A 21,189-nucleotide genomic window follows, 5' to 3' on the forward strand; every position below is an offset into this window, starting at 1 on the left:
AGGGAGCATTAGAGATGCAGGTGTATATGGACATTGTGCTTCGGGCCTTTGTTGCTATGATCATGCTTTTGCTGATCGCCAAAATATTGGGAAAACAAACGTTATCTAACTTGACCTTCCACGATTTCGTGACGGGTATTATATTGGGCTCAATAGCCGCGAACTTGGCGTTTAATAAACAGCTGCATTCTTCCTACATGATCCTGGCGCTTATAGTCGTTACCGTTACCTCTTTTTTACTATCTATCATCGCTTTAAAAAGTCGTAAAATGAGAAGCTGGATTTCAGGTTCACCCACTGTACTTATTGAGGATGGGAAAATTCTTGAGCAAAATATGAAAAAGGTAAGGTATTCGTTGGACTCTTTGGATCAAGCCTTGAGAGAAAAGGAAATTTTTAATCTAGAGGTAGTAGAATACGCTGTACTGGAAGATAACGGAATGGTATCTGTATTAAAGAAACAAGAGTACCAATATGTTACCCGAAAAGATCTAAAGCTGTTGTCCGTTCCTCAGAGCTTTCCCGTTGAATTGATTATGGATGGAATAATGCTCGCAGATAATCTTAAGGATAATGGCCTAACCCAAGAATGGCTGGAGAACGAGTTAAGACGTAAGGGAAAACAAATTTCTGATGTGTTTTACGGGGTAAGAGGAACGCAGCAGCAGCTCATTTTTGACTATTATGAAGACGGGATAAAAAAACCTATTGATAAAGAATAGCTTTTGTTCATATTGGAGATTGACGGATACCTAAGCAGCGTCTTATAATGTTTATATAATTATTAATTAGTTAATAAAAATATAAACGTTGAGAGGCGGTATTTAACCATGGCAGAACGTGCGATCCTTAATACTGACATTCGCAAAGGGACGATTAACAGAAATATTTACGGACATTTTTCTGAGCATCTTGGCCGTTGTATTTATGAAGGGATTTGGGTTGGAGAAGATTCAACTATTCCTAACACCAACGGTATTCGTAATGATGTCGTGAAAGCGCTTAAGGAAATTAAAATTCCTGTACTTCGCTGGCCAGGCGGCTGTTTCGCGGATGAATATCACTGGAAAGATGGTATCGGAGCCCGTGAAGGTCGTAAACGTATGATCAACACTCACTGGGGCGGAACGGTTGAGAACAACCATTTTGGTACACATGAATTCATGGAATTATGTGAGATGCTGGAATGTGAGCCTTACATTAACGGTAATGTGGGCAGTGGTACCGTTCAAGAGATGTCCGAATGGGTGGAGTATTTAACCTTTGGAGGCGTATCTCCAATGTCCGAGCTTCGCCAGCAGAATGGCCATCAAGAGCCTTGGGCTGTGACTTATTTTGGCGTGGGGAATGAGAACTGGGGCTGCGGCGGGAATATGCGTCCAGAATATTATGCAGATCTTTATCGCCAATATCAGACGTATGTACGTAATTACGGGGACAATCGTATTCACCGGATTGCTTGTGGTCCTAACGTGGATGATTATCACTGGATGGAGGTTCTGATGCGTGAGGCAACACGCTTTATGGACTCGATTACTCTGCATTATTATACAATTCCTGGTCCAGCATGGGAGAATAAAGGTGCAGCTACAGGCTTTGAAACGAGTGAATGGTTTAGTACATTAGAGAAAGCCCTTCGCATGGATGAGCTGATCACCAGACATGGCGTTATTATGGATAAATATGATCCGGATAAAAGAGTAGGTCTTATCGTAGATGAGTGGGGAACTTGGTATGATGTAGAGCCGGGAACGAATCCAGGGTTCCTGTATCAACAAAATTCTATTCGGGATGCTCTTGTAGCAGGCGTGACCTTGAATATTTTCCATAAACATAGTGACCGGGTACGGATGGCAAATATTGCGCAGACGATTAACGTACTTCAGGCAGTTATATTGACCGAAGGGGAAAAGATGGTGCTGACTCCTACGTATCATGTGTTCAATATGTTTAAAGTTCATCAGGATGCGGAGCTGCTGGATTTGGCACTGGAAAGTGGCACTTACAGCTTTGAAGGCCGTGAGATTCCTGAAGTATCTGCTTCGGCTTCCGTAACTGCTTCTGGAATCATCCATGTCAGCCTTTGCAACTTGAACCATGCTGCTTCTGCTGCTGTTCCACTTGAGCTTCGTGGTCTTTCCGGGAAGAAGGTTGAAGTGACAGGCACAACACTTGCCGGTGATAAAATTGATGCTCACAATACCTTCAGCCAACCGGAGGCGCTAGTGCCGCAAGCCTTCACTGCCTTTACTCTGGAGGGCGATCTTCTTAATGTTGAACTGCCTCCAATGTCAGTAACTGTGCTGGAGATTACGCCGAAGGCTTAAGGTGGTGTTACCATGTCAACAACATCAACATGCAAGGGATGCAGAGAGGATTATAAAGTTACGCCAACGCAGATTAATCGTATCTTGTCTTCTTCCATGTTTAAGCCAGAGTTTTGTGTTCCAGATGAAGTTTATGCTGAACGGGTTGCCCTTTGTGGGACTTGCCCTAAGCTGCACGAAGGGGTAACTTGCGTCGCTTGCGGCTGCATCATCCCCGTAGTAGCCAAGCTTAAGGAACGTAGTTGTCCATTGCCCGGGGGTGGCTTGTGGGGTCCCTTTATCGAAAAGAATTAAGCTAAAATAAGAGCCGCATTCGACTCTCCAATGGGAGGGGAATGCGGCTTTATTCTTGGTTATCCGTATAGAACAACTCAACGATTAGATCTTCATTATAATTTCCAAAACCTTTGCCAAAAAGAGTAATCCCGCCAATATGCTCGGCATCTTCATCTACGGAAAGCTTGAAAGACCACTGTTTGTCACGGATATTCACTTGATCAAGGGTAACTTCTGAGAGCTTCAAACCATCCATAAATGTACCTTTTGCTGTAATGCGCAGCTGCTTGAGCAAGCCGTATTGGTTCGTGAGTGCTGGCCACCAGGCTGGTGTATATTTACCACGGCTATCCCCGTAGTCACCGGGACTTGTCCAGAATCCAAGCTTCACTCCGTTCAGAGTGAATGTGATATCCGAAGGCCAATTATTATTAATGGAAGGTGCTTCGGAAGCAATTTCCATGGTTATAATCAGTTCCTCAGGATGCTGGCTGGAGAGTAGGAAATTAGGGATTTTATATTCGATAAATCCTTTGCCGAACCAAAGAATCCCCGCATTCATACGCTCAAGATCCCAGAAATAGCGGGGATCATCAAAACTGCCGATCACTTTCTCAGTAGTTGCAAGACCACAGGTTGGCTCGATTAGGAAGTCGGAGTAATGTCCAACCGGAATTTCCTTGCGATAACTTTTGCGCTCATTGATTTGTCTGCCTGGGAAGGTGATTTCTGCTCCTTCAGCAGCTAGAGTACAGATCTTTTGCAGACCACTTCGACCAGGTGCCATATGCGTCTGGATCAGTCCGGCAGCTTCCAGCTTACGCACATGCATAGTCATAATGGCGCTGCTCAAATTTACTGCTGCGGCCAATTCCTTAACATTCATAGGATTTTCGGCAAGCAAACGCAACATGTGCAGGCGTACTGAGCTGGCTAAAGCTTCATAGACGGGAAGGGATTCTTCCGACAGGTCAAGTTTCATAAATGGCCTCCAATTAAAATTTATGGGCTAATCGCCAATGATTAAGAAATTTATTAATAACAATATAAAAATCGACGTTTATTTCGGATGTATAGTTAATGATTATATTAGTTAAAGACTTTTTTTACAATATGGGACTTTAAAAAAAGAACGGAGCCTGTGGCTCCGCTCTCTTTTCAAATCAAATCTTGCTTAATCTACGTTCGAGCTATACTCTGCCTGTACTTCATCTGACTTGAGTGCTCTGCTGTAAATCTTCAGTTCATCAATCATACCCTTAAATGGTGCATCCCAATAGTTGACGCCTAGAGCGAAAACGCCGTTTTTGTTCTTAAAGACATTCGGGAAGCCCTCACCAGAGAACTGTTCTACTCCGTTGAGGTAAACTTTTACGGTACCATTGCTGACCGTAAACGCAACATGTGTCCATGTATTTACTGGAATCTTCATGGCAGAAATAGCATCATACCAAGCTTCTCCGGACCATAACAACGTTTTACCGCCACCGTTCTGAGGAACGAAGCTAATCCAGCTATTTTTAGTGGCAGCGCCGAAGAAAGTAGTTGTTGCATCTGTAAGTTGTTCAGGGTTTAGCCACATAGATACGGTATAGGTATTGCTGTCAATTAATCCATCAGGCAAACGGATACCGGAGGTACCGTTGAATATTGCAGCTTGACCGAGGACACCGTTACCGTATGTGATATTGCCTACTGTTGGGCTATCTACTTTTGCTCCTGTAACTTCGCCTTTTCCGTTCAATTGGAAGGAGTCATCCAGGTCGCCATCAAAAGCATAATGAGCTACTTTTCCATCAGTTACATTTACTGTGTAGCTGGCTGAAACTTCGCTTCCATCAGTCGCTGTTGCAGTAATTACAGCTTGGCCACCGACAGTTAGTGCTGTTACTATTCCGCTCGCTGCGTCAACAGCTACTACGCTGGAATCGCTAGAGCTCCAAGTTAGCGCCTTATTTCCGGCATTGGTCGGAAGCACACTTACTTGAGGGGTGAAAGTATTTCCTACAGCTACTGATTTAACAGCTTCACTGAATGAAATATTACTTACTTTAATGTTCGTATCAGGCTCACCATTTACAAGCCAGCCAACAGCTTCCGCAGACAATGCTCTATCATACACGCGGAATTTATCAACCAAACCTTTGTATGGTGCATCCCAGTAGTTCACACCAAGAGCAAATACACCGTTTTCTGTATCAAAAATATCTGTGAATCCTTTTCCAGAGGATTTCAATAGACCATTTACGTACATATTGACTGTTCCAGCATTGTAAGTGAAGGCGACATGCGTCCACTGGTTAACTGGAATTTGTAAGCCTGTATCAGCATCTAGCCAAGTCTCGCTACCGAACCAGAGTCTGGTGGTTGCTCCACCGTTTCCATATGGCAGCAGACTGAACCAGTTCGTTTCGGTTTTAGCACCGAAGAATACAGGAGTAAAAGCTTTTAATTCGGATGGGTTCAGCCACATCCCTACCGAGTATGCGCTACTTTGAATTAATCCGTCAGGTAGACGAACACCGGATTTGCCATCAAACTTGGCTGCCTGACCGTCTTTACCTGCTTCAAAAGTGATGTTCCCATCCGTCTTGTTGATCAGATTTCCGGTGACTATGCCGTCAGCTGTGCGATCACCATTTTCTGCAAGGTCGCCATCAAAGTCAAAGGCAGCTACTAAGCCGTCTTCCAGTTGCGTGCTCTTTTTTTCCATAACAATGGCGGTGAAGGTTTTAGTTACTGCGACTTCGCCTAGCTTAATTGTAGCAGTCAGTTCAACTGTAGCGTTTCCAAGTCCAAGTTCAGGACGAGTAACCTTACCATTGTTAGCAATTACAGCCTCATTGGAAGAGGACCATGAAATTTCTGCTCCGCGCAAGCCTTCCGTAGGAAGGGTGATATCATCGTATATTTTTCTTGTGTCACCAATACTCAAGCCTGCAGCAATATTGTTCAAAATCTGCTCAGCGCTCATCGATTCCATCTGGCTGCCCCAGATAGTGATCCCTTGATCTGACATTGCGGTGAACGTCATAACATGCTGTTGGCGTGAGGAATCCCATTGCTTCACAAATACACCTTTGTAGAGATGTTGTACGGTGTTTCCATTTTCCGTTTCGTTAATGAGCAAATGAGCGAAGTACTCATCCTTCAATTCCCAAGTTCCGGTTAACGATCCAGCGATCGTTCCGTCACTTTTTAGCTCGATATCTACTGTAGGTTTGATAATGCCTGAAACATCCTTGCCGTGGTTAACGAACTGATAAGAGCCGACAACATGATCCCGTGCTACAGCCCCAATAGTTTCACCCGTGTAACGATGTACGGCAGTTACTGGCCAGCCATCTTCGTTAGTGAACATTTGATGCACACGAAGTTCATGTGTTTCACCACGGAGTGGGAAACGAGTGTGGAAGAAGTTAAATATTTTACCCGTTTCATCATCATATTGTACCGAGTTATGTCCTGAGGACACATAACCATACGTTTGGAAATTCGGGTCTGCATTTTGATTTGTAAACATGAAGTTTCCTAATAGCTTATTACCATATGGTGTGTTGTCACCATCGGTAGTTAGAACAGCATTCTGTCCTGCTGCATCCGTATAAGGGCCGTCCGGATTTGTTGAACGGAACTGCCGCATGCTGTAACCGCCTTTGGAGTCCAGTCCACCGTAAGTTACATACAAGAAGTAGTAACCAGTATCCTTGTCGTAAACGATATACGGACCTTCACCCGATTTGGTCATTCCGCCAGAAATATGGGTTCCGAAATAGCGGTCGATAAGACGTCCATCAGCGGTCTTTCCATCTTTGCCAGGATATTTAGGTTCTCCTGTCGCTGGGTCAATCTCCAGAATGAATATACCACCTGACCATGAACCATAAGTCATCCAAAGCTTGTTGTCTTTGTCGTAGAAAATAGTTGGGTCAATTGCATTTGTATAGGTTTTGTTTTGATACAAACCACCTGCATTAAACCAATCTGGATTGACACCTTCCAGCGATCCATTGTCGATAAGGTCCTTGATATTTGTATTGTCCCATTTCTTATTTACTTTACTGTCACTGTCATAAGCCTCTTCCTTGGTGAAACCGGAATAAATTACGGTATTTCCATAAGTATAAGGCCCTTCGATATTTTGCGAAGTGGCGTAGCCAATCGCCGAACGGATATAAGTAGAAGAAGCGCTGTAATACATCATATAAGCGCCAGTTGTTCCATCAGCGTTCTTATAATCGTTATTCCAGAATACGTCCGGTGCCCAGATGGAAAATCCGCCTTTACTGTCCGAATCGTTCTCGCCAGCCCATTTGAAGGATTCTGCCAGATTCTTGGACAGATCACCAAAAATCACGTTGCCCGGTGTTGTATAACCATTAGTGAACTGTGTCCAGTTCATCAGATCATCTGATTTGGCCGCATCGATATGGGAGCCGAATACATAATAAGTTCCTTTATCCACAACCACAGATGGATCATGTACCGAGACATTGGTGAGTGCTGGTGCAGTTGCTCCAGGACTAGGTGTAGCCGTCGGACTAGGTGTAGCCGTCGGACTAGGTGTAGCCGTCGGACTAGGTGTAGCCGTCGGACTAGGTGTAGCCGTCGGACTAGGTGTAGCCGTCGGATTTGGTGTAGCTGTCGGATCTGGTGTAGCTGTCGGATCTGGTGTAGCCGTTGGAGCCGGAGTAGCTGTAACTTCCGGAGCCGAAGTAGCAACAGAACTGCCGTTAGATCCACCGGTACCAGTGGTTGCCGTAGCCGTTGGAGTTGGTGTTTCAAAATGGATTAGCTGACTGTACTTGCTATCAAAGATAACCTTACCCGTGCCTTGAATGGTTAGGATATCGTTGAAACCAAGGATTAAATTCTTGATTTCTGTACCTGCCTCTACACGCAGCTTGGCTTTTTGCTTCAGTGTAACTTCAGCAATACTGCCTGCTGTCAGATGGAGTGTAGGCTCTCCCAACGCTTGAAGCTCAACGGAATCAAAGCTTCCTTTCAGCTTGAGGATGGAATCCTTAGGCAGCGTATTCTCAACAATAACCCGGCTGAAACCTGCCCCTGTTAATGCATCTTCCTCTAGTATTGCACTGGAATGTACGCGTACGTTTGGTACGGCACTTGTGCCTCTAGTAACGACGCGCAGCTTGCCGTTATGCTTATCTACTACCATTTCAGCAGCATTGGAGTCGCTTAGTACGACACTGTTCTCACCGCCACCAGAAACGAATACTTTTCCCTTAACAGTGACATTATTCAGCGTGACATCGCCCTCAGCAATACCTTCGGTAAGGTAGAGATTCCCTGAAATTGTGGAGTTTTTCAACTCTACGCCTGGGCTGCTGATAACCATATTCCGAGTGTTAATCCCTGAATAGCTTCCGCTCTTAGGCGTGATTTCTCCGCCAAGCTTCTCAATCATGCGCAGTGCTTCCGCTCTTGTTACAGCCTGAGTTCCTTTAAAGCTGCCGTCAGTGTAGCCTTGCAGATAACCTTCACCAAGTAAAGACAATACTGCTTCTTGGCTCCATTCTGGCAAATCAGCAGCATCCTTTGGTGCAGAAGTGCCAACAGATGAGTTGAGTTGGAACAGTCTGTATAACATTACTGCAGCTTCTTGCCGACTTACTTGCTGTGCAGGTCGGAAGGTGCCATCGCTGTAACCTGTTACATATCCTGCAGCGGTTGCTTTTTGGATATCGCTGTAGTAACCACCTGTCGTGGAAACATCCGTGAAGCCTATTTCGGCTTTTTCCTGCAAATTAAAGACCCGATTAACCAGAGTAACCCACTCTGCACGGTTGATTTCTTGATTTGGCTTATATATTCCGTTTCCGTAACCCTGAATCAAGCCCTTCTCTACCCAGGTTTGAAAATCTTTTTGTGCCCAGTGGCCGGAATAATCGGCGGTTTGTTGCTGAGTGGATAATGCGAATGATTTGGAATCGCTTGCAGAAGCTGCAGAAATTAATGGAGCAGGCACTAATAGAGTGAGTGCAAGCAGGGAAGCGGTTAGTTTACCAGTAGTTTTTCTCAAATGTATGATCCTCCGATTTTAGTGATGTAGAGCTTGTACACGCGTATTTTTCCAATTCCTCCCTTCTTTACTGAAAAAAATGTAAAACGCTTACATAATTAGCTACTAAAAAAACGCTTTCGAATATGAAAATGGTTTTAATTTATCTATTACTAAACCATAACACGGAAAACGTTTTATAATGCTCTCATTTTAAGCATGATATCAGCAAATAGTCAAACAGAAATTTAATGATCTATGAATCTTTTTATATTTATATAAATTATAAATTCAAAATAGAGGCACATGATTTAACTACTGGTGATTACTGCTGAAATGGGTAAGAGTGAAATGTGGTGAATGGATGACTAGGCGGGATATATCAGCAAGATAAAGAGAGGGGATAGGGCATAACAGGTGGGGGGGAGCTAAGGAAGAATAGCTAATTAGTTGTTCACCCCCGCAAAAAAACCAGTTTTGCTTAGATCATAAATGAAAAATTTACAGATAGTACAATTTGAAAATGATATCTTGATCATGGTTTCCGAATTTTTTTCCGAAAATCGTTGCTCCTCCTACGTGTTTTGCATCTTCCTTCACTTCGATCCGAAAGGTCCAACGATCACAATTCGTATCTAAATCCTCTATCGAAACCTGAGACAGCGGGTCACCGTCAATGTAAGTTCCATTGTGGTTTGTAATTCTAATCGTTTTTAGCAATCCGTATTGATTGATATTGTGTGGCCACCATTCCGGTGTGAATTTACCTCTAGCATCAGCGAAATCTCCGGGGCTCGTCCAAGTCCCTAATTCCAAGCCATTCAAAGAAAAGGTGATGTCTGAAGGCCATACGTCATTAGCAAAGGGGAATTCGGAAGAAAGCTCTAAGCTAATCTCAAATTGCTGTAGGGTTTCCTCTTTTTTTAGGAAATTAGCGATATTATATTGCACATAACCTTGCGTGAACCAGAGAATCTCTGCGTCCACTCTTTTAGAATCCATGAAATACTTAGGTTCGTCTACTCTGCCGATAAACTCCTTATCTGTAGCAAGTCCGCAAGTAGGTTTCAGATCATAATCGGTATAATGACCAATCGGCACTGATGTCTCGTAGGAGGCAAAGGAGTGAAAGATTTTTTTCGGGAAGTTAATCTCAATATGATCCACCCTAAGGATTGAGATTTTTTGCATTCCGGATTTACCAGGCACCTTTTCAGTTTTTATGAGCCCTGCATCTTCTAGTTTTTTAATGTGTTTGGTAACGATAGGACTGCTTATTTTAAGTTCTTCTGCCAAATCTTTGATGTTCATCTTATTTTTGGAGAGCAACTGAATAATTTTGATGCGTACTTCACTCGCTAAAGCTTCGTAAACAACAAGAGAGGATTTGTCGATTTCCAACTGCATTTTACCCACTTCTTTCAAAGTTATTTCATATACTGTAAAGTTTATTAATCTATATATAAAGTAACATGAAAGGTAACCGAAGTAAATATAATATCGCTTTCATCTCCGAGAGATGAATCAAAAGGTTAATTAAACGAAAAAAAATTCTGTTAAGTTTATTTAAATGTTATTGACTACGCTTTCACAATGAATGTATACTAATCTCAAGTTAATCGTTTTCAAAGAAAGTGAACATGAATGGTTATCTTAACATTACAGCTGCAGGGGGAGAGAGTAATGAAAAAGAAATTTGGAGTTTTATTAGCAACGGTTCTAACATTATCGACAGTTTTGGCAGGATGCGGTGGTAAAGATGATAGTAAGACGATTACGTTCTGGACACCGCTGACCGGTGATGACGGTGCTTATATGGATCAAATTGTTAAAAACTACAATGCAACGAATCCCGAAATTAAAGTAAAACATGTTATTACGGCTGATATGTACACAAAAATTTCTACAGTTTTGGCATCTAGCAAAGGTGTTCCTGATTTAGCAATTATCCACGCTGACCGTGTTCCTGGGTTTGTTAAACAAGGTGTACTGGAATCCATGCAAGATACCGTATTGCCAGCACAACCTGAACTGAAAGCTGAAAATTACTTACCACAAGCTTGGAACACTGGTAATATCGATGGAACTCAATACACAGTTCCTCTTGATATTCATAGTAACGTAATGTATTACAATAAAGATTTGCTGAAAAAATATAACGCTGAATCCTTCTTGGATGATAACGTTGTTACTATTGATGAAATGCTTTCCTTAAAAGGTAAATTGGATGAAGGCGATTACGTAGTTAATGATGCCTTGCTGGGCTGGGTTATCTTGGCTCAAATTCAAGATTTGGGCGGGGATATCCAAGTCGATGGAAAACCGGCTGTTAACACCCCTGTATTTAAACAAGCGTTTGAAAATGTTAAGAAAATTGCCGATGCTGGCCTGATGACTCCATTTGGTGAAGACGGTTACTTGATGTTCCAATCTCAAAATGTACTTTTCTCGACAGACGGAACTTGGAGTTCTACAGCACATGCTGGGGTTGAAGGCTTGAACTTTGGCGTGACCAATGTTTATTCTCCTACTCCTGATAAATTCACCAACAGATCTTCTTCTCACTTGTTCGCTATGTTGAAAAATGATAAGAGAACAGATGAAAAAGAAGTGGGTATTGCTAACTTCTTGGAATATGTTCGTACGAATTCGATGGAATGGGCAAAAGCTGGACAAAACGTAGCAAGTAACGTAGTTAACCAAAGCCCTGAGTACAAAGACTTTATGCAATCCTTCTTTACATCTGATGAAAAAGAAATCGAATCCCTATACATTTACACCTATGAATACTACCCATACATTGCGGAAGCTGTAGATACTTACTGTGCGGATATCGTGCGTGGCAACGTTGATATTGATGAGACTTTGGCAACGATGCAAAAATTTGTTGAAGATAAAATTGCGGAAAGCAGCAGTGCAGCAAAATAAAGCAAAATAGAATAGATTGTACGAAGTAATGTGCCATGTTATGGTGCATTACTTTGTGCAAAAGGAGAAATGAATTCCTATGAAAAAGAAAATCAATTGGGCACCTGCTTTCTTTGTAGGTCCGCATGTTATTTTGTTTGCTGTCTTCATTTTATTGCCAACGATTTATGGGATTTATGCTTCATTTACAAAATGGAATTTAATGAGTGATCCGGTATGGGTAGGCTTTGATAACTATAAAGCTATTCTTTTTGACAACAGTTCAACCTTTCATACTCAATTTTTCAGAGGCCTAAAAAACACATTGATTTTCGTTGCTATGTCTGTTCCGTTGCTGATTATTATTCCATTAATGGTCGCGGTGGCGTTGGAACATAAAAAAGTTAAAATGAAGAGCTTAATTCAATCTATTCTTTATATTCCTGGCTTGATTTCAATTTCTGCAGCCGCACTAATTTGGCTTTTGATCTTTAATAAGCAACTTGGGATCACTGGTAATCTATTTGGATCACAAATTGCTTGGCCTGCAAATCAACCCTATGCGTGGATTATTATCATTGTAATTACTTTATGGGGTGGTATTGGGGGCAACATGATTATCTATCGTGCTTCCTTAAGTGGCGTGTCTCAAGAGTTATATGAATCGGCTGAGCTCGATGGTGCGGGTTCTATTAAAAAATTCACTAGTATTACCTTGCCATCTATTCGTTTTCCATTAATTTATACCTTTGTTATGACAACTGCGGGTGCCTTTAATGTATTCGGCCAACCGTTAATGATGACCGATGGCGGACCTCGACAAAGTACACACGTTCTAATGATGTATATTCGTCAATTAGCTTTCGGTAACGGTGAGTCCATCGCCGGGATGGCATCAGCTATGGCAGTTTTACTGGGATTAGTTATTTTGGTGATCTCAGCGCTGCAATATTTTGTAATGAACCGAAATGCTTCATAGGTTCGCAGAAACTAATTGACTAACAAGGAAATGGAAAAGGTAGGTGTACTAAAATGTCAAACCAGGCAGTAAATCCAGTTGTAAATACAACAGGCAAAATAAAAGGCTCCTCCAGTGTAAGTATTTCAAAATATATTTCCTATATATTTCTAGGTATCCTATGTGTGATTTGGATCATTCCTGTTATATTCGGGATTTCCACCTCATTTAGATCACAAACGGAAGTAGTATCCTCGGGCTTTAGACTATTTCCTAAAGAGTGGGTCTTTGAGAACTACGTTACAATCCTAAACAATACCTCTACAGCTCCAATTCTACGTTGGTTAGGTAACTCATTGTTTATTGCTACATCTCACACCATTCTGGTTGTTATTGTTATTTCGATTACAGGTTTTGGATACACCCGTATTAAGTTTAAAGGAAGAGACACATTGTTCTTTACTTTGCTGGGGATCTCCTTCTTCCCGGGCGTTGTTAACTTGATTCCTTCGTATAAAATCATTGACTCCTTTGGTTGGGTGAACACTTCCTGGGCTATGATTATCCCTGGTCTTGCGGGTATGGGTAATATCTTCTTGGTCAGACAGTTTATGAACGGTATCCCAAAAGAATTAGATGAATCAGCTAAAGTTGATGGTGCAAGTGACTTTAGAATTTTCGCACAAATTATATTGCCGTTAGTTAAACCAATATTGATTGTTTGCGGACTGTTCTCCTTTACTGGATCGTGGAATGACTTCCTCTGGCCGGTTATCGTGTACACAGATGTAGACAAAATGCCAATTACCGCTGGTTTGCTCTTATTGCAAGACATCTACGGAAACTATCGTATGATCGGACAATTAATGGGCTCGGCAATCATGGCGATTATTCCAACATTGCTGCTATTCGTTTTTGCACAAAAATACTTCGTTCAATCCATCAACCTGAATTCGGGTATCAAAGGTTAGATCGAATGAACTTAAACTTAAATACACCTTGACTTCTTATAAGGAAGGGTGTGTTTTGGTGACCTGCAAATATAAAAAAAGAGATAAATATAGGAGTTGTCATTGTGAGAGAATTTAATGTAAAAAATCCACTAGTTGAGCAACGAGCAGATCCTTGGATCTATAAACATACTGACGGGTACTACTATTTCATAGCTTCAGTTCCAGAGTTCGATAGAATTGAGCTTCGCCGTTCTGAATCCATTCAAGGATTGGCTGAGGCTGTAGGAAAGACCATTTGGGTTAAGCATGAAACAGGTTTGATGAGTGCTAATATTTGGGCGCCAGAGATTCATTATATTGATGGAAAATGGTACGTGTATTATGCAGCTGCACATACCTCTGATACGAAAGATGGTTTATTTGATCATCGCATGTTTGCATTAGAAAACCCATCCGTAAATCCTTTAGAGGGTGAATGGGTGGAAAAGGGTCAAATAAAAACAAAATGGGAATCTTTTGCCTTGGATGCAACAACTTTTGAGCATAAAGGAGTTAGATATTACGTTTGGGCACAAAAAGATCCTGCTATCCCTGGCAATTCAAATATTTATATTTCCGAAATGGAGAACCCTTGGACACTAAAAGGTGAGCAGGTGTGCATCACCACTCCAGAATACGAATGGGAAAAAATCGGGTTTTTGGTGAATGAAGGCGCGGCAATCCTTAAGCGTAATGGACGCATTTTCATGACTTTCTCAGCTAGTGCAACAGATCACAACTACTGTATGGGATTGTTGACTGCTGATGAAAATAGTGATTTAATGGATCCAAAATCATGGGTCAAGACACCTGAACCTGTGTTTACGACTTCTGAGGAAAACGGCCAATATGGTCCAGGACATAATAGCTTTACTGTCTCTGAGGATGGCACACAGGATATCCTGGTTTTCCATGCTAGAAGCTATAAGGAAATTGTCGGTGATCCGCTTTACGATCCGAATCGTCACGCACGTGTGCAAGTAATCCAGTGGAATGAAGACGGAACGCCAAACTTTGGTGTACCTAGACCGGATACGAAATAAAAAGGGATTTGTCGCATAAAACAACAGAGCACTGATTCTCCCAGTGGAGAAACACTGCTCTGTTGTTTTTTATAAGAGTCATAGTTATAACCCTCCTGAGGCTTAAGGACTCAGCTGACGCTATTTGCAAATTTTTGGACATTTGAGCAAGGTTGCGGACCCCAGTGCAGCTATTCCTTTAGAAAAGGTTCATTTTTGCTGTTCTTCAAGCCAATAACGACTTTAGGGTCCGTTAGGTACGCAAATTTGTGCTAAAGTTGCATTTAAGGTCAACGGTGTCCGATAGTTTCTTTGGGAATGCGTAAAAGCAAGTTGATCAAATGAGGTACTCTTATAATGGAAGATCCCGTCTTCTGAACAGCTCTACTCCCAAGGAAAAGGTGAACACTCCGATCAACAGCAGCCAACTGGAGACCTGAATAATTTCCACGTTGCCCTGAACGATTTCCCCGGGTTGATAGAAGGAGAATAAGGTTAGGAAACGCAGTCCTTCAAGTTTGTCGCTTATTTTACCGAGTAGATCCAGAGTGAAAAATCCGAAGGCGATGGCGCCGGAAATTCCGAGTGCTTTTTTCTCGTCATTACATACAGAGGACACGAGAAAGGTAAGGCCGCCTACCGCAAAAAACAATAAAAACGCCACGGTATTCAGCTGAGCGAAGCGACCACTGTTAAAGTCATATTCACTGCCAAGGAACCATGCTTTACCTAATAATCCGGCGAGGGTAGTTACACCCATAATTAAGAGTAATGCTGTAGTGAGAACAAGTGCCTGCGTGGTAGCGACTTTTCTCCGTGTAGTTGGGGCTATGAGCAGATAAGCCATGGAACCGCGATCCACGAGTCGAGCCATAAGCTGCGTTGACATTTGCACACAAACTATGGAAAGAATCAGAACTAGTATAAGTCCATAATATTCTCCGGAGATAAAAGCTTCAGCACTGGTAAATCCGCTATTTAATCCAAAGGCTTTACCCACACCCTCTGGCATCGCCTTAATAAGGTCATCAATTGCTTGTGTACTCCCCGCAATCCCAGGATAAAGCCAGATCATAAACAGAATATAGAAGGCAGAACCAAAGGCGTAGTTCAATATGCCTTTCAGGTTCACTCGCATCATTTCCTTATAGAGCGGAAGATTCATTGCACTGCCCCCTCGCGGTCATAATAGTCCATGAAGATGTCCTCCAGATTCTGCGTGAATACGTCGATGCTGCGGACATTGTATTTTCCAGTTTCGCGGATGAATCGGTCATAATTGCCCTGCACAGCTATGCGGACCCTATTTCCCTCATGAGCTTCCACTTGTAGGCCGGAGGCGGCAAAATTCACTGCATCTTCACTATTCGCAAAAATGACCTCAAACAGCTTCCGTTGCATCGATTGCAGTTCATGAATATTTTTTACGGTGATAATCCGTCCGTCTTTAATAATTGCGGCGCGGTCACAGGTGCGTTCAATTTCCTGAAAGCTGTGTGAGGACATGAGAAAGGTGGTTCCGGCTGATTTTTCCTCCAGTACCAGATCAATAAATACCTTTTGCATAAGCGGGTCGAGTCCCGAGGTGGGTTCATCCAGAATAATAACTTCAGGATTGTGCATAAAAGCAGCGACGATTCCGACCTTTTGCTTCATTCCCTTTGACATTTTTCGGATCGGAGTGGTGGCATCAAATTGAAAACGTTCAATTAGTTGCTCGCGTTTGGTAGTATTTTTGATGCCCTGCATGGCTGATATGAATTTAAGGAAAGAAAGGCCAGTCATCCCATCAAAAAAGTTGATTTCACCGGGTAAGTAGCCGATATGCTTCTGGACTGTCCCTTGTGCCTTCCATACATCAAGCCCATGGATACTCGCATGCCCTTGATCTGGTTTCATAAAACCCATGATATGCCGTATGGTCGTCGATTTACCCGCACCGTTAGGACCTAGAAATCCAAAAACCTCGCCTTTATTTACGGTAAATGTTACATCTTCGATTCCTTTGCCATTCGAAAATCGTTTAGTTAAGCCTTCTACAACCAGCATGCCGCCACCCCCGCCGCGAAATAATGAACTAATATGAAATGAATATTTCATATGTTATATTATTCCTAGTGGTTAATGAAGTCAATATAATTATGAAATAATTGAAATGAAATATTTCATTAAATTTGAATATACATACTTAATAACGAAGTTAGGGTGGAAGCTATGAATGGATTTGAGAAGAGAGCAGCACAGATTAAACTCAAAATTATGAAAACTACCATGGAGATGCTTAAGAACTGGGAACCGAAACGTCTACGGATCGCTGATATTGCGAAAGAAGCAGGGGTCTCTCAGGTGACGATTTATAATTATTTTGGCAGTAAGGAAGCGCTGCTTAGTGAGTCTTTTAAGGACTTTGTTCAGAAGGAAATTCAGGAATTTGAAGATTATATTTATCAAGAGCATTCTCTAAAGGAGATTATTGGTTACATTCTAACCATGGAAAGGGAAACTTACAGCGGTTTATCTCCCGCAACTGTGAAAGAGCTTATGGTTGAGGATCAAGAAATGTTCCATTATATTGAGGAACGATATGCAAATGACATTTTACCGGTGCTGGTGAAGATGGTCGAGGATGGGAAAGCGCGGGGAGAAATCTCAAATAAAGTATCCACCAAAGGGATACTTTCACTAATGGGAATGTATATGCGTAATGCGGGTGAACTTCTAGACGAAGCTAGCAGACAGGAAGATATGGATGCCTTCATCGAGGAAGCCATCCATATTTTCTTCTATGGCATTTGCGGGAAAGAGTAAGGGGAGCTTGAGCTGCGAGAGCATCTCCCTTAATTGATCAGGTGAACAGCGGATTTCCAGTCATGCCGACCCAAAGAGCGGATTGTTCAAGCTGGGCAGCAAGCTGAAGCAGCAAATCTTCACGGCCTTTGTTCGCCATGACTTGAACGCCTAACGGCAGGCCAGTTGCTGACTTATGGACGGGCACACTCATTGCTGGCTGGCCTGTCAGATTTGCGAGCTGGGTGAACGGTGTATAGGTTAGGCTTGGCTCAAACATCTCGTAAATTAAGCGGCTCTGTTCTTCTTTTGGCAATTTGTTTACGTGCAGCAGCTTTGCTATCTCTGCAGGTTTATGCGTTAATTCACCAATTTTGGGAGCAGAGTTTGCATTCGTAGGGGTTATATATAAGTCGTAATGATTAAACAGTTCCGCCATTTGGGCGGCTGCAACGTCCCATTCATCCAGACTATGTACGAATTCGGCCGCTGAAACATTTTTTCCGGTCTCACCAAGGACCCACGTAATGATATCGACATCGTCAGCAGTTATGGAACGTCCCATATTTCTCTCCAGGGAGACGAACATGGCTGCTACCTCTCCGGCATTCATCGTATAGTAGTTCTCCATCAGTCTTGTGCCATTCACAGGACTCTCTATCTCTTCAACCGCATGTCCTTCAGTTTCGAGCCATTTCACGGTTTTGAGTACAGCATTTACGGCCTCTTCAGAGACAGGCGTACCTACTGGGGAAGCAGTCGTAAATCCAATTCGTAGTTTACGTTGCGTAGGCTTTAACAGATCATCCAGATATACGCCCGGATATAACGGGGTCTGGAAGGCGGCTTCCGGCTGCACAACCTGCAGCAGATCTAACATAGCAGCGCTATCGCGGACGGACCGGGTTAAGGCAAAATCAATAGAAGCCCCTTGCCATTGACGGCCGGCTCCGGGTCCTACTGGTGTGCGCCCGCGCGTGGGTTTAAGTCCGAATAGGCCTGTGAATGAGGCGGGAATACGGATGGAGCCACCACCATCACTGGCTCCCGCTACTGGAACGATACCAGAAGCTACAGCCGCCGCGGCTCCGCCACTTGAACCTCCAGGAGAATATTCGAGATTCCAAGGATTACGAGCAGGGCCATGGAGGACATTCTCTGTAATGTTCTTTAAGCCGAACTCGGGTGTATTCGTATGTCCAAGTGGAATAAAGCCGGCTTTCCTAATCCGTGCAACATAATTTGAATCCCACCGTGCGACATTGTTCTTCATCAGCATAGCCCCACAAGTGATAGGCTCGCCAGCGATAGATTGGGAAATATCTTTTAATAGAAACGGAACGCCAGCAAACGGCCGAGTGTTATCCTGAACAGGCATCTCGTCGGCTTCTCTAAGAGCAGCTTCACGACGGGTGCGCACCACCGCATTTATGACTGGATTGACCTCATCTAACCGAGCGAAGGCGGCTTCGACCAGCTCACGAGGTGAAATTTCACGTGCTTTGACAAGTGAAGCAAGTCCTAGAGCGTCATAGGTAGAGTAAGAAAAGGACAAATTAGATACCCACTTTCAATTTAGGATGATTATTATATTATACATCCCATTAGTTATTTTTTGAAAATGGGTAATCTGACATCTATCAATTCTTTTTTACGTCATATTAGGCTATACTTAGTGTTAAATGATTTTATGGGGTGTACTGATGAACGAAGAGAAATATCAGAATGTGGATGGATTAATGGAGGCTTTCCAACAATTCGCTAGAATGAATTGGCGTAAAACCACGATTTGGGGCTTGAAGCCAAGTGAGGTCCGGATGTTGGTTTCTTTAAAGCTTGGTAAAGAACGGGAAGGGAAGAAGGGACAGACGGTTTCGGAGATTAGCAAGTTTCTGAAAGTCACCTCTCCTACGGTTACCCAAATGCTCAATAGTCTGATTGCACAAGGATATGTGGTGCGTACTTCTGATGCACAGGATCGCCGAGTTAGTGAAATTACGCTTACGGAAAAAGGGGAGCATCTAGCTGAGATGGCTGTAACGAAATCCCGGAATACCTTTAAAGGTATGATCGATTACATGGGCAAAGAACAGACGGATACGTTAATGGAGCTGTTAAACGGAGTCTATGTTTACTTCGAAGAATTGAACGATCAACCCAACGAATCCTAGCCCTTCTTATAAAAAAGAGATGCCGCACAGCCTAAGCTGTTTACGGACATCTCTAATGTAAGTTTATTTGTAATTAATGTGCAGCAGGCACAGATTTTTCGAGTTTTTTACTCCCGTTTTTATCCTCTGCGTGTGCCTCCATTTTTTTCTCTCCACTACGTAATGGAATCTCTTTAAGGAACAGAACGAGAAGTGCTGCGATAACTAACAGTGCCGTACCACTTAAGAACACAACTGTCAGGGAATCGCTCAGTGCGTTCCGCAGCATCTCAATCAATTGATTGAAGAGCGGCTGGATTTGCTCTGGCAGTGTTGCATGCAATTCTTTAAGCTTAGGCTGATCTAGCAGCATTTGAGGATTCATAAAGGCAGAAAGCTGTTTAGCGGATTCAGGATCAAGTTTGGATAAATCCGGACCTTTGCCAGAGGACACCGCTGCCTCTAATTTTTTCGTTAATGAGGAGTTCATAATGGTACCCATGATGGCAATACCTATGGTTCCACCTAAATTACGGAATAAAGTATTTGTAGCAGTAGCAACACCTAGCATTGAAGGTGCTACAGCATTTTGTACGGTTAGTGTAAATACAGGCATCGATAGTCCTAACCCAACCCCGAAGATAATCATGCTGACTACAGCAGTAGCAATGTTACTCATAAAGGCCATTAATATCATAGCTACAACCATGAATGGCATCCCCATTAGAGCATAACGTTTATATTTTCCTGTTTTGGAGATCCATCTTCCCACTAAAGTACTTAGTACAATCATAGTAAGTGACATTGGCATATTGATGAAACCAGATTTAGTTGGGGAGACGCCCTCTACCCCTTGCACGAAGAAAGGCAGGTAGATCATTGCGCCCATCATACCGGCATTCATCAGGAAGCCGACAATCATAGAGATGGATACGATGGAATTTTTAAATAAGGATAATGGCAATACTGGGCTTTTAGCTTTACGTTCAATCAGAATCAGGATAATCAGACCCAGAATGGAAGCCCCAAACAAGCCGAGAATCTCCGGAGAACCCCAGTCATATTTTGTTCCCGCCCAAGAAAAGCCCAGCAGGAGCGCAACGATGGTCAGGGAAAGGAAAATGGAGCCTAAGTAGTCGATGGACTCAGATGTAGAACGCGTTGTTTTAGGGAACATTTTCAAAATCATAAAGAAGGCCACGATACCGAAAGGTAAGAAGATCCAGAAGATCCATTTCCAAGCCATGTGATCTACCATGAATCCGCCAAGGGTAGGACCAATTACGCTGGAGAAACCAAATATCGCCATCATAATTCCAGTCCACTTGGCTCTCTCTCTTGGAGCGAACAAATCACCTACAGCGGTTACGGTAGCCGACATTAGAATCCCGCCGCCTAGACCTTGTATCCCGCGATAAGTGATCATTTGAAAAATGTTGGTCGACAATCCGGATAGGAAAGCACCTATAATAAAAATGACAATCCCTGATAACAGGAAGGGCTTTCTTCCGTAAATATCGGATAATTTACCGACAAGTACGGTGGCGATGGTTGAGGTGAGCATATAGATGGTAATTACCCAGGTATAATGTTCAATGCCTCCAAGCATCGCAATAATTCGGGGCATTGCTGTGCCCACAATTGTCTGGTTGATTGCTGCGAAAAACATAGCCGCCATTAAAGCAATCATAATTGTAACTTTCTTTTTCTGAGTGAGATGCTCCAGAGCAGTTCCTCTCCTTTAACTT

Annotated in this window: 16 protein-coding genes; 9 read left to right on the top strand and 7 right to left on the bottom strand. The window is 42.8% G+C overall.

Annotation, left to right across the window (positions count from 1 at the left end; all coding sequences use genetic code 11):
• Positions 1-14: 14 nt before the first annotated feature.
• The 3 genes from MKZ09_RS08800 to MKZ09_RS08810 all read left to right on the top strand — a co-directional run bounded on the left by MKZ09_RS08800 (position 15) and on the right by MKZ09_RS08810 (position 2,621).
• Positions 15-722 (top strand): DUF421 domain-containing protein, encoded by a 708-nt coding sequence (locus MKZ09_RS08800; RefSeq protein ID WP_076126261.1) that lies wholly within the window; start codon positions 15-17, stop codon positions 720-722.
• A gap of 108 nt (positions 723-830) precedes the next feature.
• Positions 831-2,327: an alpha-N-arabinofuranosidase gene (locus tag MKZ09_RS08805; protein ID WP_076205351.1), complete on the top strand. Its 1,497-nt coding sequence runs from the start codon at positions 831-833 to the stop codon at positions 2,325-2,327.
• Positions 2,328-2,339: 12 nt separating this feature from the next.
• Positions 2,340-2,621 carry a DUF6171 family protein gene (locus tag MKZ09_RS08810; protein ID WP_076100542.1) on the top strand — a complete coding sequence of 94 codons (282 nt, stop codon included), beginning with the start codon at positions 2,340-2,342 and terminating at the stop codon, positions 2,619-2,621.
• A gap of 49 nt (positions 2,622-2,670) precedes the next feature.
• On the opposite strand, the gene MKZ09_RS08815 is transcribed toward MKZ09_RS08810, so the two are convergent.
• The 3 genes from MKZ09_RS08815 to MKZ09_RS08825 all read right to left on the bottom strand — a co-directional run bounded on the left by MKZ09_RS08815 (position 2,671) and on the right by MKZ09_RS08825 (position 10,032).
• Positions 2,671-3,585, bottom strand: coding sequence for an ArsR/SmtB family transcription factor (locus tag MKZ09_RS08815; RefSeq protein WP_076100540.1), 915 nt, complete (start codon positions 3,583-3,585; stop codon positions 2,671-2,673).
• Between the two features lie 192 nt (positions 3,586-3,777).
• Positions 3,778-8,646, bottom strand: coding sequence for a LamG-like jellyroll fold domain-containing protein (locus tag MKZ09_RS08820; protein ID WP_341040793.1), 4,869 nt, complete (start codon positions 8,644-8,646; stop codon positions 3,778-3,780).
• A 480-nt stretch (positions 8,647-9,126) separates the two neighbouring features.
• Positions 9,127-10,032: an ArsR/SmtB family transcription factor gene (locus MKZ09_RS08825; RefSeq protein ID WP_076126270.1), complete on the bottom strand. Its 906-nt coding sequence runs from the start codon at positions 10,030-10,032 to the stop codon at positions 9,127-9,129.
• A gap of 276 nt (positions 10,033-10,308) precedes the next feature.
• Here MKZ09_RS08825 and MKZ09_RS08830 point away from each other — a divergent pair, with 276 nt between their 5' ends.
• From MKZ09_RS08830 to MKZ09_RS08845, 4 genes are all read left to right on the top strand, one after another.
• Positions 10,309-11,553 carry an extracellular solute-binding protein gene (locus MKZ09_RS08830; RefSeq protein WP_076205327.1) on the top strand — a complete coding sequence of 415 codons (1,245 nt, stop codon included), beginning with the start codon at positions 10,309-10,311 and terminating at the stop codon, positions 11,551-11,553.
• A gap of 79 nt (positions 11,554-11,632) precedes the next feature.
• Positions 11,633-12,511 carry a carbohydrate ABC transporter permease gene (locus MKZ09_RS08835; RefSeq protein ID WP_076138280.1) on the top strand — a complete coding sequence of 293 codons (879 nt, stop codon included), beginning with the start codon at positions 11,633-11,635 and terminating at the stop codon, positions 12,509-12,511.
• 53 nt (positions 12,512-12,564) lie between these two features.
• Positions 12,565-13,461 (top strand): carbohydrate ABC transporter permease, encoded by an 897-nt coding sequence (locus MKZ09_RS08840; RefSeq protein ID WP_036675639.1) that lies wholly within the window; start codon positions 12,565-12,567, stop codon positions 13,459-13,461.
• Between the two features lie 104 nt (positions 13,462-13,565).
• Complete coding sequence (locus MKZ09_RS08845; RefSeq protein ID WP_172628793.1) at positions 13,566-14,525, top strand: glycoside hydrolase family 43 protein; 960 nt, start codon at positions 13,566-13,568, stop codon at positions 14,523-14,525.
• Positions 14,526-14,856: 331 nt separating this feature from the next.
• Here MKZ09_RS08845 and MKZ09_RS08850 read toward each other — a convergent pair whose 3' ends face one another.
• Positions 14,857-15,669 (bottom strand): ABC transporter permease subunit, encoded by an 813-nt coding sequence (locus MKZ09_RS08850; protein ID WP_076134034.1) that lies wholly within the window; start codon positions 15,667-15,669, stop codon positions 14,857-14,859.
• Positions 15,666-16,553: an ABC transporter ATP-binding protein gene (locus MKZ09_RS08855; RefSeq protein WP_076134035.1), complete on the bottom strand. Its 888-nt coding sequence runs from the start codon at positions 16,551-16,553 to the stop codon at positions 15,666-15,668. The genes MKZ09_RS08850 and MKZ09_RS08855 overlap by 4 nt, the downstream gene beginning before the upstream one ends.
• Positions 16,554-16,718: 165 nt before the next feature.
• Between MKZ09_RS08855 and MKZ09_RS08860 the strand changes: the two genes are divergently transcribed.
• Complete coding sequence (locus MKZ09_RS08860; RefSeq protein ID WP_076134036.1) at positions 16,719-17,312, top strand: TetR/AcrR family transcriptional regulator; 594 nt, start codon at positions 16,719-16,721, stop codon at positions 17,310-17,312.
• 37 nt (positions 17,313-17,349) lie between these two features.
• Here the strand turns inward: MKZ09_RS08860 and MKZ09_RS08865 are convergent, their stop codons facing one another.
• Entirely contained in the window at positions 17,350-18,846 is a 1,497-nt protein-coding gene (locus MKZ09_RS08865; RefSeq protein WP_076205320.1) for an amidase, read from the bottom strand.
• A gap of 148 nt (positions 18,847-18,994) precedes the next feature.
• Between MKZ09_RS08865 and MKZ09_RS08870 the strand changes: the two genes are divergently transcribed.
• Positions 18,995-19,462: a MarR family winged helix-turn-helix transcriptional regulator gene (locus MKZ09_RS08870; protein WP_076126284.1), complete on the top strand. Its 468-nt coding sequence runs from the start codon at positions 18,995-18,997 to the stop codon at positions 19,460-19,462.
• A 73-nt stretch (positions 19,463-19,535) separates the two neighbouring features.
• On the opposite strand, the gene MKZ09_RS08875 is transcribed toward MKZ09_RS08870, so the two are convergent.
• Positions 19,536-21,167: an MDR family MFS transporter gene (locus tag MKZ09_RS08875; protein ID WP_081388892.1), complete on the bottom strand. Its 1,632-nt coding sequence runs from the start codon at positions 21,165-21,167 to the stop codon at positions 19,536-19,538.
• Between the last annotated feature and the right edge of the window lie 22 nt (positions 21,168-21,189).

Origin of the sequence: Paenibacillus sp. FSL R5-0908 (assembly GCF_038006245.1) — a bacterium.
Classification (GTDB): Bacteria; Bacillota; Bacilli; order Paenibacillales; family Paenibacillaceae; genus Paenibacillus_AQ; species Paenibacillus_AQ odorifer.

What these genes read in the sequence shown, in the direction of transcription:
- MKZ09_RS08800 (WP_076126261.1), top strand. Translation starts at nt 15, where the DNA reads ATGCAGGTGTATATGGACATTGTGCTTCGGGCCTTTGTTGCTATGATC.
- MKZ09_RS08805 (WP_076205351.1), top strand. Translation starts at nt 831, where the DNA reads ATGGCAGAACGTGCGATCCTTAATACTGACATTCGCAAAGGGACGATT.
- MKZ09_RS08810 (WP_076100542.1), top strand. Translation starts at nt 2,340, where the DNA reads ATGTCAACAACATCAACATGCAAGGGATGCAGAGAGGATTATAAAGTT.
- MKZ09_RS08815 (WP_076100540.1), bottom strand. Translation starts at nt 3,585, where the DNA reads ATGAAACTTGACCTGTCGGAAGAATCCCTTCCCGTCTATGAAGCTTTA.
- MKZ09_RS08825 (WP_076126270.1), bottom strand. Translation starts at nt 10,032, where the DNA reads ATGCAGTTGGAAATCGACAAATCCTCTCTTGTTGTTTACGAAGCTTTA.
- MKZ09_RS08830 (WP_076205327.1), top strand. Translation starts at nt 10,309, where the DNA reads ATGAAAAAGAAATTTGGAGTTTTATTAGCAACGGTTCTAACATTATCG.
- MKZ09_RS08835 (WP_076138280.1), top strand. Translation starts at nt 11,633, where the DNA reads ATGAAAAAGAAAATCAATTGGGCACCTGCTTTCTTTGTAGGTCCGCAT.
- MKZ09_RS08840 (WP_036675639.1), top strand. Translation starts at nt 12,565, where the DNA reads ATGTCAAACCAGGCAGTAAATCCAGTTGTAAATACAACAGGCAAAATA.
- MKZ09_RS08850 (WP_076134034.1), bottom strand. Translation starts at nt 15,669, where the DNA reads ATGAATCTTCCGCTCTATAAGGAAATGATGCGAGTGAACCTGAAAGGC.
- MKZ09_RS08855 (WP_076134035.1), bottom strand. Translation starts at nt 16,553, where the DNA reads ATGCTGGTTGTAGAAGGCTTAACTAAACGATTTTCGAATGGCAAAGGA.
- MKZ09_RS08860 (WP_076134036.1), top strand. Translation starts at nt 16,719, where the DNA reads ATGAATGGATTTGAGAAGAGAGCAGCACAGATTAAACTCAAAATTATG.
- MKZ09_RS08870 (WP_076126284.1), top strand. Translation starts at nt 18,995, where the DNA reads ATGAACGAAGAGAAATATCAGAATGTGGATGGATTAATGGAGGCTTTC.